Annotated in this window: 18 protein-coding genes; 8 read left to right on the plus strand and 10 right to left on the minus strand. The window is 63.1% G+C overall.

What is annotated here, in order from left to right; translation table 11 throughout:
- Positions 1-213: 213 nt before the first annotated feature.
- The 3 genes from QMG56_RS16510 to QMG56_RS16520 form a co-directional block, all read right to left on the minus strand.
- A complete protein-coding gene (locus QMG56_RS16510) occupies positions 214-471 on the minus strand; it encodes a GlsB/YeaQ/YmgE family stress response membrane protein (protein WP_230186464.1) in 258 nt (85 codons plus the stop codon).
- 215 nt (positions 472-686) lie between these two features.
- Positions 687-986: a DUF1153 domain-containing protein gene (locus QMG56_RS16515; RefSeq protein ID WP_230186463.1), complete on the minus strand. Its 300-nt coding sequence runs from the start codon at positions 984-986 to the stop codon at positions 687-689.
- A 121-nt stretch (positions 987-1,107) separates the two neighbouring features.
- Complete coding sequence (locus QMG56_RS16520; RefSeq protein ID WP_281823398.1) at positions 1,108-1,404, minus strand: hypothetical protein; 297 nt, start codon at positions 1,402-1,404, stop codon at positions 1,108-1,110.
- Positions 1,405-1,529: 125 nt separating this feature from the next.
- On the opposite strand from QMG56_RS16520, the gene mnmA reads away from it, so the two are divergent.
- Positions 1,530-2,636 carry a tRNA 2-thiouridine(34) synthase MnmA gene (gene mnmA / locus QMG56_RS16525; protein ID WP_230187220.1) on the plus strand — a complete coding sequence of 369 codons (1,107 nt, stop codon included), beginning with the start codon at positions 1,530-1,532 and terminating at the stop codon, positions 2,634-2,636.
- On the opposite strand, the gene QMG56_RS16530 is transcribed toward mnmA, so the two are convergent.
- On the minus strand, positions 2,633-2,950 hold the full coding sequence (locus QMG56_RS16530) for a hypothetical protein (RefSeq protein WP_281823400.1): 318 nt from the start codon (positions 2,948-2,950) through the stop codon (positions 2,633-2,635). The genes mnmA and QMG56_RS16530 overlap by 4 nt on opposite strands.
- 53 nt (positions 2,951-3,003) lie before the next feature.
- Here QMG56_RS16530 and QMG56_RS16535 point away from each other — a divergent pair, with 53 nt between their 5' ends.
- Positions 3,004-4,119 (plus strand): serine hydrolase, encoded by a 1,116-nt coding sequence (locus QMG56_RS16535; protein WP_281823402.1) that lies wholly within the window; start codon positions 3,004-3,006, stop codon positions 4,117-4,119.
- Positions 4,120-4,157: 38 nt separating this feature from the next.
- Here QMG56_RS16535 and QMG56_RS16540 read toward each other — a convergent pair whose 3' ends face one another.
- From QMG56_RS16540 to pdxH, 4 genes are all read right to left on the minus strand, one after another.
- Entirely contained in the window at positions 4,158-4,577 is a 420-nt protein-coding gene (locus QMG56_RS16540; protein WP_281823403.1) for a hypothetical protein, read from the minus strand.
- A gap of 50 nt (positions 4,578-4,627) precedes the next feature.
- On the minus strand, positions 4,628-5,416 hold the full coding sequence (locus tag QMG56_RS16545) for a PhzF family phenazine biosynthesis protein (protein WP_281823405.1): 789 nt from the start codon (positions 5,414-5,416) through the stop codon (positions 4,628-4,630).
- Between the two features lie 79 nt (positions 5,417-5,495).
- A complete protein-coding gene (locus tag QMG56_RS16550) occupies positions 5,496-6,410 on the minus strand; it encodes a cation diffusion facilitator family transporter (RefSeq protein ID WP_281823406.1) in 915 nt (304 codons plus the stop codon).
- Positions 6,392-6,967 (minus strand): pyridoxamine 5'-phosphate oxidase, encoded by a 576-nt coding sequence (gene pdxH / locus QMG56_RS16555; protein WP_281823430.1) that lies wholly within the window; start codon positions 6,965-6,967, stop codon positions 6,392-6,394. Before pdxH ends, QMG56_RS16550 begins: the two co-directional genes overlap by 19 nt.
- A gap of 170 nt (positions 6,968-7,137) precedes the next feature.
- Between pdxH and QMG56_RS16560 the strand changes: the two genes are divergently transcribed.
- The 6 genes from QMG56_RS16560 to aroC are packed head-to-tail and all read left to right on the plus strand — an operon-like array spanning position 7,138 to position 11,545.
- Positions 7,138-8,070, plus strand: a complete 933-nt coding sequence (locus tag QMG56_RS16560; protein WP_281823408.1) for a J domain-containing protein — start codon at positions 7,138-7,140, stop codon at positions 8,068-8,070.
- Between the two features lie 16 nt (positions 8,071-8,086).
- Positions 8,087-9,046: a YihY/virulence factor BrkB family protein gene (locus tag QMG56_RS16565; RefSeq protein ID WP_230186456.1), complete on the plus strand. Its 960-nt coding sequence runs from the start codon at positions 8,087-8,089 to the stop codon at positions 9,044-9,046.
- 33 nt (positions 9,047-9,079) lie between these two features.
- Positions 9,080-9,874 (plus strand): enoyl-ACP reductase FabI, encoded by a 795-nt coding sequence (gene fabI / locus QMG56_RS16570; RefSeq protein ID WP_230187218.1) that lies wholly within the window; start codon positions 9,080-9,082, stop codon positions 9,872-9,874.
- 3 nt (positions 9,875-9,877) lie between these two features.
- Positions 9,878-10,117: a DUF4160 domain-containing protein gene (locus QMG56_RS16575; protein ID WP_281823411.1), complete on the plus strand. Its 240-nt coding sequence runs from the start codon at positions 9,878-9,880 to the stop codon at positions 10,115-10,117.
- Positions 10,110-10,463 (plus strand): DUF2442 domain-containing protein, encoded by a 354-nt coding sequence (locus tag QMG56_RS16580; RefSeq protein WP_281823413.1) that lies wholly within the window; start codon positions 10,110-10,112, stop codon positions 10,461-10,463. The genes QMG56_RS16575 and QMG56_RS16580 overlap by 8 nt, the downstream gene beginning before the upstream one ends.
- Positions 10,460-11,545, plus strand: a complete 1,086-nt coding sequence (gene aroC, locus QMG56_RS16585) for a chorismate synthase (protein WP_230186453.1) — start codon at positions 10,460-10,462, stop codon at positions 11,543-11,545. Before QMG56_RS16580 ends, aroC begins: the two co-directional genes overlap by 4 nt.
- Before the next feature lie 93 nt (positions 11,546-11,638).
- Here the strand turns inward: aroC and QMG56_RS16590 are convergent, their stop codons facing one another.
- Positions 11,639-12,439 carry a TorF family putative porin gene (locus tag QMG56_RS16590; protein WP_281823415.1) on the minus strand — a complete coding sequence of 267 codons (801 nt, stop codon included), beginning with the start codon at positions 12,437-12,439 and terminating at the stop codon, positions 11,639-11,641.
- Positions 12,436-12,885: a hypothetical protein gene (locus tag QMG56_RS16595; RefSeq protein ID WP_281823417.1), complete on the minus strand. Its 450-nt coding sequence runs from the start codon at positions 12,883-12,885 to the stop codon at positions 12,436-12,438. The genes QMG56_RS16590 and QMG56_RS16595 overlap by 4 nt, the downstream gene beginning before the upstream one ends.
- Positions 12,886-13,172 lie beyond the last annotated feature (287 nt).

Genomic DNA, 13,172 nt, shown 5'->3' on the forward strand with positions numbered 1-13,172 from the left:
ATGCGCTGGTTTTGCGGCGTTTGCAAGCCCTCTGGCCGCTCCGCCACATGCCGCCGGGGTGCTGTGGTAACGCAAACACAGTTCGATCCGAAACGATGGGTAATGATCCTGTCGTTTCGCTTTCGCACAAATTGATTCTTTGCAAAGCGCAGATACCGAAAAAGGCCCGCCCCACAGGGGCGAGCCTTTCAGAAAATCAGATGTGTCGGAAATTTAGCGGACGCGACCGCGACGCACCAGATTCACGATTGCCAGCAGCACGACCGCGCCGACGAACGATGCCAGCAGCGACGACAGGCTGAAATCGCTGTTGTTGATGGTGCCGCCCGACAGGAACAGACCGGCCAGGAACGCACCGACGATACCGACGATAATGTTCAGGAATATGCCCTGCTGCGCATCCGTGCGCATGACGATGCTCGCGAGCCAGCCGATGACGCCGCCGATGATGAGCCAGATGATAAGATTCATGATATTCTCCTCCGCCGAGCCCCTCTGCCCGGATAATACGAGGAGCTAAACGGCGAAAACCGCGGCGCGTTCCACGCTTTTCAGAAAAGATATTTCGGTTGGCGATCTATTCCCGGCGGGCCTTTCGCTGGCTTGCGCACGAAAAAAGCCGCCTGCAATGGGGGCGCAGGCGGCTTCCTCAGCATCCTCTCACGAACGTTGGCTCCTGGGGGAGATCAGTATTTCTGCTGGCGCTCGTACAGCGATTTATAATGCTGGATGCGCGTGACGCGCAGCCCCGGCATCCCCGAACGATCGACGGCGCGCTGCCATCCGGCGAATTCTTCCAGCGTCAGCGAATAGCGGGCGCACGCTTCATCGACGGTCAGCAGACCCCCGTTGACGGCAGCCACAACCTCTGCCTTGCGGCGGACGACCCAGCGGGTCGTTCCTGCGGGCGGCAGGCTGTCGAGGGTCAGCGGCTCCCCTAGCGGCCCAACCACTTGGGCGGGGCGGATTTTTTGGTTCTCGATCATTCTCACCTCAATAACGGCACCGGCATTCCAAACCCTTTGGCTTTCGCTGTTCGGATCATGTGGCCATTGTGGACCACAGCATTGAACAACGACTAAAGCGCCACGGTAAACGCCAAATTCATCACTTTTGTCCCACCGTTAACTCCTTCGCGACCCGCGGGTTGAAACTGCCCGCCAGGCAATTGGCGTCGATCACGCCCAGTGTGCGTGCCCCGAAAATCCGGGCCAGCACATGAACTCTGTCGTCTTCCCGATCCTGCCCCCGCAGGAAGGATATCATGCACTGTCCCGTCGGGCTGGCCGCCTGCTGCGCGGCCGATGCCGCCAGCAGGACGGAAAGCTCCACCGGGCGAACGGCATCCGCTGGCAATGCAGCGGAGCCTTTCGGGGCAGCTATCCTGGAAAAACTCAAATCCATGAGTCTCTCGTAGAGGGGAAAGGATAAGGTGCGGTAAAAACAGCGGTCATAACCTGTTAGGCGATCTGAAGACGGCGTTAAGCAGGGTGGAAAAGTCCCGTATTCCGGGCTATGGGCAAGCGATCATGCAGGGTGATTTTCAACTGGAAGCGCCGATTTCGGCGCGCCGCATCGTCGTCGCCATGTCTGGCGGGGTGGATTCGAGCGTCGTTGCGGCGCTCGCGGCGCGTACCGGCGCGGAGACGATCGGCGTCACCTTACAGCTTTACGATCATGGCGCAGCGACCGGACGGACCGGCAGTTGCTGTGCGGGGCAGGACATTCGCGATGCGCGCGCGGTCGCCGACCGACTCGGTATCGCGCATTATGTCTTCGATTATGAAAGCCGTTTTCGCGATTCGGTAATCGCCGATTTTGCCGACGAATATATGGCCGGGCGCACGCCCATCCCCTGCGTCAAATGCAATATGGGGGTGAAGTTCACCGATCTGTTCGCGCTGGCCCGCGATCTGGGTGCCGATTGCCTCGCCACCGGTCATTATGTCCGCCGCGTGATGGGGCCGCACGGCGCGCAGTTGCATCGCGCTGTCGATCCCGCGCGCGACCAGAGCTATTTCCTCTTCGCCACCACCGCCGCGCAGCTCGATTACCTCCGCTTCCCCCTGGGCGGCATGCCCAAGCCGCAGGTGCGCGCAATTGCCGAGGAACTGGGCCTGTCGGTGGCGCTCAAGCCGGACAGTCAGGACATCTGCTTCGTCCCCGATGGCGATTATGCCAAGATCGTGCGCAGCGTCCGCCCCGATGCGGACGACGGTGGCCCCATCGTCCATATCGACGGGCGCGTTCTGGGCGAGCATCGCGGGTTGATTCACTACACCGTGGGACAGCGCAAGGGGCTGGAAATCGGCGGACAGGCGGCACCGCTCTACGTCATCCGCATCGATCCCGCGCAGCGCGCCGTGATCGTGGGACCGAAGGCGGCGCTGGCCGTGGCTTCCGCCACGCTCACCGATATCAACTGGCTGGGCGACGATTTTACCGGCCCGCTGACTGCCAAGGTCCGCTCGATGGCGCGCCCGGTACCTGCCCGGCTGGAGGACGGACGCCTCATCTTCGATACGCCGGAGCTAGGCGTCGCGCCGGGTCAGGCGGCGGTGCTGTACGATGGCGAGCGCGTTCTGGGTGGCGGCTGGATCGCGGAAACGCAGGCGGCGGTGCTGGAAATCGCCTAGCGATCCTCCAGCAAACAGCCGAACCCCTTGCGCCAGCGTGCCGTGCGCTTCGCCATCAGTGGCACACGCCCCGTCACTGCTTTATCCTCCGGCACATCGCGGATCGACACGATTTCCATCCCCGGCTCGGTATCGCCTTTGCAGCTTTCCATGCTGCGCCCTTCGACATAGCGGCAGGAACAGGTCATGCGTGCGCCATAGGCTGCCCCCACCTGCGCCTGCGCGGTCCAGCCGCGCCAATGCCATGCGATGAACGCCAGCAGCGCCACACTCAGGATCGACGCGCCGATGCGCCATTTGCGACTGTTCGACATGTCTCCCCTTTCCGCCCCTTTCCGCAATGCCATGCCATGCTATGAGCGGCGCCATGAAGACGAAATCTCTGCTGCGCGCAAGCCTGTGCTTGGCGCCCCTCGCCTTGTTGGCCTCCGCCGTACCGGGCCAGAGCGAACCGGCGGGCCAATACACCGTGACCGCCGATAGCGACGTATCGGAAACCGCACTGCGCGGTGCCATCGACGCGATTTTCGATGCGGACGATATGGGCGACACGCGCGCGCTGCTGGTGCTGCACGATGGAGAGATCGTCGCGGAACGCTATGCCCCCGGCTTCGGCCCGGAAACGAAGCAGTTGTCCTGGTCGATGGCAAAGAGCGTGACGGCGGTGCTGATCGGCCTGATGGTGTCGGACGGTCGCCTTGCACTCGATTCGCCTGCGCCCGTCCCGGCGTGGAATCAGGCAGGCGACCCACGTGGCGCGATCACGCTGCGCCAATTGCTCACCATGTCATCGGGCCTCGCCCATGCCGAGGATGCGAGCGAAGCAGGCGGCGCCATCGCCAGGACCGACACGGCACGCATGCTCTTTACCGATGGCGCGGGCGACATGGCCGGCTATGCCGAGGCCAAGCCGATGGCGCAGCAACCCGGCGCGCAGTTCAACTACAGCAGCGCGACCAGCGTGATCCTGAGCGACATTCTCACCCGGATGCTGACCGACAGCCCGGACCCGGAAACCCGCCGCGCCGCAATGATGCAATTCGTCGAAGGGCGGCTGAAACAGCCTGTCGGTCTACCCAGCCTGACCCCCGAATTCGACGCGCGCGGCACGATGATCGGCGGCAGCATCATGCACATGACCGCGCGTGACTACGCAAAGTTCGGCGAGTTCCTGCGCAATCGCGGCCGTGCCAACGGACGACAGATCCTCTCCGCCCGCTGGGTCCAGTTCATGACCGCGCCCAGCGCCCGCGAACCGGCCTATGGCGGCCACATCTGGCTCAACCGCGAGAGCGAAAACGCCACCCTCTTCCCCGGCACCGGCCCGCGCAGCCTGTTCGCCTGCGTCGGGCACAACGGTCAATATATCCTGATCTCCCCCCGCCAACGCCTGACCGTCGTGCGCTTGGGCGTATCCGATAGCGAAGAGCGCAAACCCTTGCGCAAAGCACTGGGGCGATTGGTGGAATTGTTTCCAGGGTAGATCCCGCAAAGAAATAGCGACGCTTACACGCTCAAACGCTAGTCATACTTTCGATAAGGTCGGCCGCGACCAATTTCACGGGCAGTTCGATGCGGAAGCCTTGTCTCAAACCGTTTAAGTTGTTTGAGGCAGTCGGGATCATACTTCGCCGTGCGCCGCAGCCAACGGCGATAAGATGCTAAGTCACCTCTATTGAATGCACTCATTGCTAGATGCTGGGCAGCATATTCGTAACCGCCCTGATCGGCCCGGTAGAGGAGACCTGCTTGACTGAATTGGTCGCACATCCGTCCCGCATAATCGAAGGTACCGGCCAAGGTCGCCATTGCACCAAAATCTTTGCCCAACGCGAGGTGCCAAAGGATTGGCGTAAATAGGCCACATCCATGATCATCCTTGATCGACCAATATCTCTTCCAGAGTACGTCGCGCTTGGCAGGATCACTACGGGCTTTCATACCAGCAAACTAAGCAGGCTATTGCTCACATGAAAGCCCCATTAGTATCCCTAAACCCGAAACGTCCCCTCGATCACCGTCACGCACTGCCCGCCCAGCACGGCACGGTCGCCGTCCAGTCGGCAGGTCAGCCGACCGCCGCGCTTACTTGCCTGAAACGCAGTGAATCTGTCGCGACCCAATCGCTTTGCCCAATAGGCCGTGAGCAATGCGTGCGCCGATCCCGTTACCGGGTCTTCGTCGATCCCCGCGCCGGGCGCAAAGACGCGGCTCAGGATATCCGTATCGGTGCCGGGTGCGGTGGCGATGTAGAGGATATCGCCCGGATCGATGGCGCGCAGCCGATGAAAGTCCGGCGTCAGCGCCAGTATCTCCTCCGCGCTGGCATAGACGAGCAGGCTGTAGCCGCCGTCGCGCCAATGCGTTTCGACCGGCGCACCGCCCACTCCCGCAACGATCTCCGGCAATTCCTGTGGCACCATATCCCATGCAGGCAAGTCGAGCGCATAGCCCGCGCCATCGCGCCGCACTTCCAATATACCCGCCTTGCGCGTGCGGAAGCGGATGCTGTCGCCTTGCATCAGGGCATGACCGCTCGCCAGCGTCGCATGGCCGCACAGCGCCACCTCAACCGCTGGCGTGAACCAGCGCAGTTCATACTCCGCCGCCCCGGTCGTGTCGGGCACGGTGAAGGCGGTTTCAGCGAGGTTATTCTCCGCCGCCATCGCCTGCAGCAGGTCGTCGGGCAGCCATGCGTCGAGCGGCATGACCGCTGCAGGATTGCCGGTGAACGGCGCGTCGGCAAAGGCATCGACCTGAAAGAAGGGGATTGTCAGCATGATCGGGTCCAGATGTTGGCAGGCATAGGAAAGAAGCGGACGAAACGTCGCACAACCATCCGCGCTCACCAAGAGCCAGTCAGGTCGAAATGGCTACCGGGGGAGCAGACGGATCGACATGCCCTTCGGGATCGGGATGGATCAGGATTTCGACACCCGGGAAATCCCGCTCCAGCCGCGCTTCCACTTCATCCATCACCCTATGCGCTTCGAACACCGACATCGCCGGATCGACCCAGACGTGAAACTGCACGAACCGCTGCGTCCCACTGGATCGGGTGCGCAGATCGTGAATGCCTTTCAGTTCGGGATGCTGCGCGGCGATCGCCAGAAAGCGGTCGCGCTCCTCCAATGGCCACTCCCGGTCCATCAGATGGTCGATGGCGGTATTGGCGGATGTCCACGCCCCCCATGCCAGCCACAACGCAATCGCGACTCCGAACAGCGGATCGGCACCGCGGATTCCGGCATATTGCTCCAGCGCCAATGCTGCGATGACGGACAGGTTCAGCACCAGATCGGACTGATAATGCAGGCTGTCGGTCCCGATGGCGAGCGAACCCGTCCGCATGACGACATGCCGCTGATAGGCGATCAGGCCGATACTGAAGACAATCGCGATTACCGACACGCCGATGCCGTAATCCGCCGATGCGACGACATGCTGCCCGGTGAAATGATGTGCTGAGCGCCAGCCGATGGCCACCGCCGCCACCGCGATCAGCGCAACCTGAAACAACGCCGCCAGCGCCTCTGCCTTGCCATGGCCGAAACGGTGATTGTGATCCGCCGGTGTCGCCGCCACCCGCACGCCCAGCAAGGTGACTAGGCTGGCGACCAGATCAAGGCCCGTATCCGCCAGCGATCCCAGCATCGCCGCCGACCCCGTGCGCGATACTGCGAGCAGCTTCAGCACCAGCAGCAGCGACGCGACCAGCACGCTGGCCATCGCTGCCCGCTGCGCAAGATTACCCGTCACGGGTAGAGCAGGCATTCGGTCCAGCCGTCCTCGGTCCGCATGAACAGCCGCCGCTCATGCAGGCGATGTGCGCGATCCTGCCAGAACTCGATACGCTCCGGCACCACGCGAAAGCCCGACCAGTGCGGCGGGCGCGGCACGCTGCCGCCGTCGAACCGCGCCTGCATCTCTTCAAAGCGCGCCATGAAGGTTTCGCGCGCATCCAATGGCCGCGACTGATCCGAAGCCCAGGCCCCCAGTTGCGAATCGCGCGAGCGCGTTGCGAAATAGGCGTCGGCGGTGGCGTCATCGACTCGCTCGACCGGGCCTTCGATCCGGATCTGCCGCCGCAGCGATTTCCAGTGGAACAGCAGGCCGACATGCGGATTGGCGATGATCTGCGCGGCCTTGCGGCCTTCCAGATTGGTGTAGAACACGAACCCGTCCGGCCCATGACCTTTCAGCAGCACCATCCGCACGGAGGGAAAGCCCGTGCCATCCGCCGTGGCCAGCGCCATGGCATTGCTGTCGTTGATCTCGCTTTCCCGCGCCGCTGCATACCAGCGGTCGAACAGAGTGAAGGGATCGTGGATATCGGCGTCGTTATCGGTCATGCAGGCTATGTAGGCACGGCGCATCGCACTGTCGAGCGACGGTTGGGGCACGGATTTCTTGTTTTGCAGCGCGCTTGAAGCGCGACAGGCGGCTTTCCACATGATAGCCCCCCGTCACCCTTCAAAACGAGACATGTAAAAAGGCGAAAATGGCTGATCCCTACAGCACACTGGGCGTAGCGCGCGGCGCGAGCGAGGCGGAGATAAAAAAAGCCTATCGCACGCTGGCCAAGACGCACCATCCCGACCGGAACAAGGACAATCCCAAAGCGGCGGAACGCTTTTCGGAGATTACCCAGGCCTATGACCTGCTGACCGACAAGGACAAGCGCGCGCAGTTCGACCGGGGCGAGATCGACGGCAACGGCAATCCGACCAGTCCTTTCGGCTTTGGCGGCCATCCCGGCGGCGGACGCCCCGGCGGGAGCGGCGATTTCGAATTCAGTCAGAGCGGTGGCGACTTTGGCGATATATTCGAAGGCCTGTTCGGCGGCGCGCGTGGCGCATCGCCTGGCGGCGGCTTTGGCGGTTTCGGACGCGGCGGTCGCGCGGCCCCTCCCGCCAAAGGCGCGAACATCGCTTATCGCCTTGCCGTCGGCTTCATCGACGCAGCCACCCGCGCACCGCAACGAATCACGTTGCAGGATGGCAAGACCATCGACGTCAAGCTGCCCGCGGGCGTCGAAACCGGCACGCAAATGCGGCTGGCGGGCAAGGGCCAGCCGGGACCGGGCGGCGCGGGCGATGCGATCATCACCATCGACGTCGGCACCCACCCTTTCTTCACCCGCGACGGCGACAATGTGCGCCTCAACCTGCCCATCACGCTGGACGAAGCGGTGCGCGGCGGGAAGGTGAAAGTGCCGACGGTCGAAGGGCCGGTGATGCTCGGCATCCCTGCCGGATCGGCATCGGGCAAGACGCTGCGCCTCAAGGAACGCGGCTTTACCGCCAAGGATGGCAAGCGCGGCGATCAGTTCGTCACGCTGATGATCGACGTGCCTGCCGACGACGCAAAGCTCAACGACTTCCTGTCCAACTGGCAGGACAAGCGCACCGTGCGGGCACATTTGGGCGTGTAAGCGCGTTGCACACCCGATGAGAGACGTTTCCCCCGAATCACCCGAAGCGCGCCGCGAACGGCTGATCGTCGAGCCGGAGGTAGCACGCCGGTCGCGCCTGTCGCGCCTGCGCCCCGGCGCAAACGCGATTCAGGTGATGAAGCGCGTTGCCGTCGGCGTCTATACCGACGGTTTCATCCATGCCGGCAATCTGGCCTATATGTCGTTGCTGACGCTGTTTCCCTTCTTTATCGTGGCGGCGGCGATCACCAGCGCGTTCGGGCGCACCAGCGACGGCCTCGCCACCGTCAATGCGTTTCTGCTGACTGTGCCGCCGGGCGTCGGCGACGTGCTGCGCGGTCCGATCAATCAGGTTATCAACGCGCGCCTGTCCGGCGGCGTGCTGTGGCTGGGCGCGCTGGTGGGCCTCTGGTCCGTCGGCAGCCTGATCGAGACGATCCGCGACATCCTGCGCCGCGCCTACGGCACAAAGAGCGGCCATGCCTTCTGGCAATACCGCCTCGGATCGATCGGCATCATCTTCGTCAGCGTCTTTGCCGCCATGTTCGCGCTATCCATGCAACTGGCGCTGGCGGGTGCGGAGGAGTTTCTGGTCCGCGTCCTGCCCTTTGCCGACGATGCCATCCGCATCGTCACCGCCAGCAAGCTGGTGCCGATGGCGATCCTCACTCTCGCGCTCTATTCGCTGTTCGTGTCGCTTACCCCCAGCAAATATCGCGGATCGCAGTTCCCCAAATGGCCCGGCGCGATATTGACGGCGGGCTGGTGGTACGGCACGCTGATCCTGCTGCCCATCGCGCTTTCCAACCTTTCGAGCTACGACTTGACCTATGGCAGTCTTGCCGGTGTCATGATCACGCTCATTTTTTTCTTCCTCGTCGGGCTTGGCGTGGTAATTGGCGCCGAACTCAATGCGGCGCTGGCGGATTTCCCCGATGGGGAAACACCCCCGGCGGCGCAAACACCAAAGGATTGAACGGCAATGACGGACGGGAACACGGGCACCCTCATGCAGGGCAAACGCGGTCTCATCATGGGCCTTGCAAACGACAAGTCGCTGGCCTGGGGCATTGCCAAGGCATTGCATGCCCAGGGCGCGGAACTGGCCTTTTCCTATCAGGGGGAGGCGCTGGAAAAGCGCGTACGTCCCCTCGCGGAACAGGTCGGTTCGGATTTCCTGATCCCCTGCGACGTGTCCGACATGGCGCTGCTCGACGCGACCTTCGCAACGCTCAAGGAACGCTGGGGCACGATCGACTTCATCGTCCACGCCATCGGCTTTTCGGACAAGAATGAGCTGCGCGGCAAGTTCTACGACACCAGCCTCGACAATTTCCTGATGACGATGAACATCTCGGCCTACAGCTTCGTCGCGGTCGCCAAGCGCGCGCGCGAGCTGATGCCCGATGGCGGATCGCTGCTGACGCTCAGCTATTATGGCGCGGAAAAGGTGATCCCGCATTACAACGTCATGGGCGTGGCCAAGGCCGCGCTGGAAACCAGCGTCAAATATCTGGCGATGGACATGGGGCCGGAAAATATCCGCGTGAACGCCATTTCCGCCGGGCCGATCAAGACGCTGGCCGCCAGCGGCATTGGCGACTTCCGCTATATCCTGAAATGGAACGAATATAACTCGCCCATGCGCCGCAACGTCACCATCGACGATGTCGGCGGCGCGGGGCTATACTTGCTCAGCGACCTCGCCAGCGGCGTCACCGGCGAAATCCACCATGTCGATGCAGGCTACAACGTCATCGGCATGAAAGCCGAAGACGCACCGGACATCGCACTGGACAAGTAACCCATGCCCACGGTTTGGCGCGATGGGAATTTGCGCGTCGTTATCTACACGGACGACCATCCCCCGCCCCATGTTCATGTGTTCGGGGATGGCGAGACAAGGATCGCTCTCACAGGCCGCAACGGCCAGCCGGAGGTGGTTCGCATCGTGGGCGCAAATCTGCGCGAGAGTCGACGGGCGTTGGGAATTGTGCAAGAAAAGCACGACTATCTGATCGAGAGATGGAACAGCATTCATGGGTAAATTGACCCAATCCCAGTTCGAAGCCGCGGTGCAACGCGGCGACCGCGATCTTGCGACCAAGCCGCGCGCGCGCGCGGTGCGTTATGATCGCACCACCGGACAAATCGTGATCGATCTGGTCAACGGTGCGATTTTTGCTTTGCCTGCCACGCTTTTACAGGGATTGGAGCACGCCAGCGCAGAGCAACTGGAGCAGGTCGAAATTGCCGGTGCTGGCTTTGCCCTCCATTGGGAAGAACTGGATGCAGACCTGACGGTGGAAGGACTGCTCGCCGGTCGTTTCGGAAGCGCGCGCTATATGGCGGAACGCTTCGGCGCGGGTTGGGATAGCGAAGCCGCCGAATGAGCTTCAACACATTCGGTCGCGTATTCCGCTTCACCACCTGGGGTGAGAGCCATGGCCCTGCCATCGGCGCAGTCGTGGACGGTTGCCCTCCCGGTCTCCTGATCGACGCCGAAGTCGACCTTCAGCCGTTCCTCGACAAGCGCCGCCCTGGCACCTCCAAATTCACCACCCAGCGACAGGAGCCCGACCGGGTCCGCATCCTGTCGGGCGTGTTCGAAGGGCGCACCACCGGCACACCGATCAGCCTGATGATCGAGAATGTCGATCAACGGTCGAAGGATTATTCCGACGTCGCCAAGGCTTACCGCCCCGGCCATGCCGACTATGCTTATGACGCCAAATATGGCTTTCGCGATTATCGCGGCGGCGGGCGTTCCAGCGCGCGCGAGACTGCCTCCCGCGTGGCGGCGGGCGCCGTGGCGCGGCTCGTCATCCCCGACGTCGACATCTTCGCCTATGTCAGCGAGATTGGCGGCGACGCCATCGATCCGGCCCGCTTCGACGCGGCACAAATAGACGAGAACCCCTTCTTCTGCCCCGATCCGGTCGCAGCCAAACGCTGGGAAACGCTGGTCGATGGCGCGCGCAAGGACGGATCGTCGCTTGGCGCAGTCGTCGAGTGCATTGCCATGGGCGTGCCCGCAGGCTGGGGCGCGCCGCTCTATGCCAAGCTCGACAGCGAACTCGCCGCCGCGATGATGAGTATCAACGCGGTGAAGGGCGTCGAGATCGGCGACGGTTTCGCCGCCGCGCGCCTACGCGGCGAGGACAATGCCGACCCGATGCGCCCCGGCGCGGACGGCAAGCCTGCCTTCATGGCCAATCACGCCGGCGGCATCGCGGGCGGCATCGCCACGGGTCAGCCGATCAAGCTGCGCGTGGCGTTCAAGCCCACCAGCTCGATCCTGATCCCCGTCGACACCGTCACCCGCGAAGGCGAAGCCGCCGACATCATCACCAAGGGTCGCCACGACCCTTGCGTCGGCATTCGTGGCGTACCGGTAGTGGAAGCGATGATGGCGCTGGTGCTGGCGGATCAGCGACTGCTCCACCGGGCGCAGTGCGGGGAAGCCGGGGACTGAGGCTTTTGCGCGATGGGAGCGGAAGCAAGCGCCCGACAGCGCCCCTCTATCGAGGGGTATGACCTAGCGCCCTCCGCCCCGACATCGCGCCTCTCAAAAGCTGTACCGCGCACGCGCGATCAACCGATTGCCATCGTGCCGGTTGTCATATCCCCCAACCGGGGCATCATCGCGCTCAATGTCCGTGCCGACATAGTCGACGGCAATCGACAAAGGGCCGCGCACATGCTCGACCCCCAGCCTCCAGTTTACATAAGTGCCGCCGGGGCGCAGCCGGTTGGCGCGCCCGGTGCCGTCGCTGTCCCCCGAAGAGCGCCCGATCCCCGCCACGACAGTCAGCGGCGTCGCGGGTATGCCGGCAGACATATCGGCAAACAGGTGCAGGTTGCTGCCGCCGATGGCGTCTTGATGCGGAGCGTAATTGGCACCCGCCTGCAACCGCACCGGCCCATAGCTGTAACTGGCCGACGCACCGAATTCGCCATAGTTCAGCGGTTCCTCTTTCCCTGCGGCCGACCCTCCCCCGGCCTGTCCTCCCGAGACCTGTCCTCCCACGAACAGATGCCCCGTCGCCTGCGCCCTCAGCGTGAACCCCGCAACGGTCCAGCCCGACGCCAAACCGAGATCGACCACCGCATCGCTTTGCCCGTGGCGCACCGCATTGCGCAGGGCCGCCACACGGGCCGTCGCTTCGACGCGACCGATTTGCCCGAACAGATCGGCGGACGCCGAAGCGCGGCCTTCGCTCCAGCTCAGGCCGCGTCGGTTCTCCTCCGTCGTCGCTTCGACACTCACTACAGGCATGGCCTGCGCGGCGGCGTCACTGGCGGCCATGCTCATGACCACGGGCATCGCAGCCAGGCCGGTGCGGATCGAACGGCGCAGCACCTTCATCCGGCCGGAACCGCAGCGCCCAGACGCTCGACTTCGGCTGTCAATACGGCATGGTCTTTCTCCGCTGCGGCCAGAAGGTGTCGCTGGAGGTCGTCGGTGCGCATCGCGACATCCTGCGCAATGGCTGCCGTGTTGGTGCTGCACCAGCCAGGGCGGCTGCCCTTGACGATAGTGTCGCTTTCAAAAGCGCGCGTCATCACCGCGCCGGACGCATGACGCGCTTCGCGGTTCACGGATATTTTTGCCGTCCATGCGCAGCGCAGGCTGGACGCGCGCCCACCGGGGGCTGCGGACCCGATCTGCTTATGCGACACATCGACGTTCCCGCGATAATGCGCATCGACTGCGCCGCTGCGATGATCGATCTGGACGCGATGCTCCGCCGCCGCGCTCGAAGCGGCAGCCAGAAGCCCCAGCGACAGGCCCGCTACAATTACACTGGTCATTATCAATCTCCTGACGATGCCTCGGCCTATTGTTGGCCAATGACGAAACCGACATGTGTCGGCACTTCACCAATGCACGGTCTGCGCGGTCGTTCCAGTTACGTTTTGTTTCCGGCGCTCGGATCGGCGCCCTGCTTGGCATATTGGTATCGGCAGGTTTTTCTTGACATAATGAACCATATAGGTTATATGCCACAGCACTTCCTATCTGTCTGGCCAGATATACGGGAAAGAAAGGTCCTGTTCGGCATAAGCGGCAACGCAACTGTCGGGCAGGAGCGGTCGGC

This window comes from Sphingobium sp. BS19 (assembly GCF_027925545.1).
GTDB lineage: Bacteria > Pseudomonadota > Alphaproteobacteria > Sphingomonadales > Sphingomonadaceae > Sphingobium.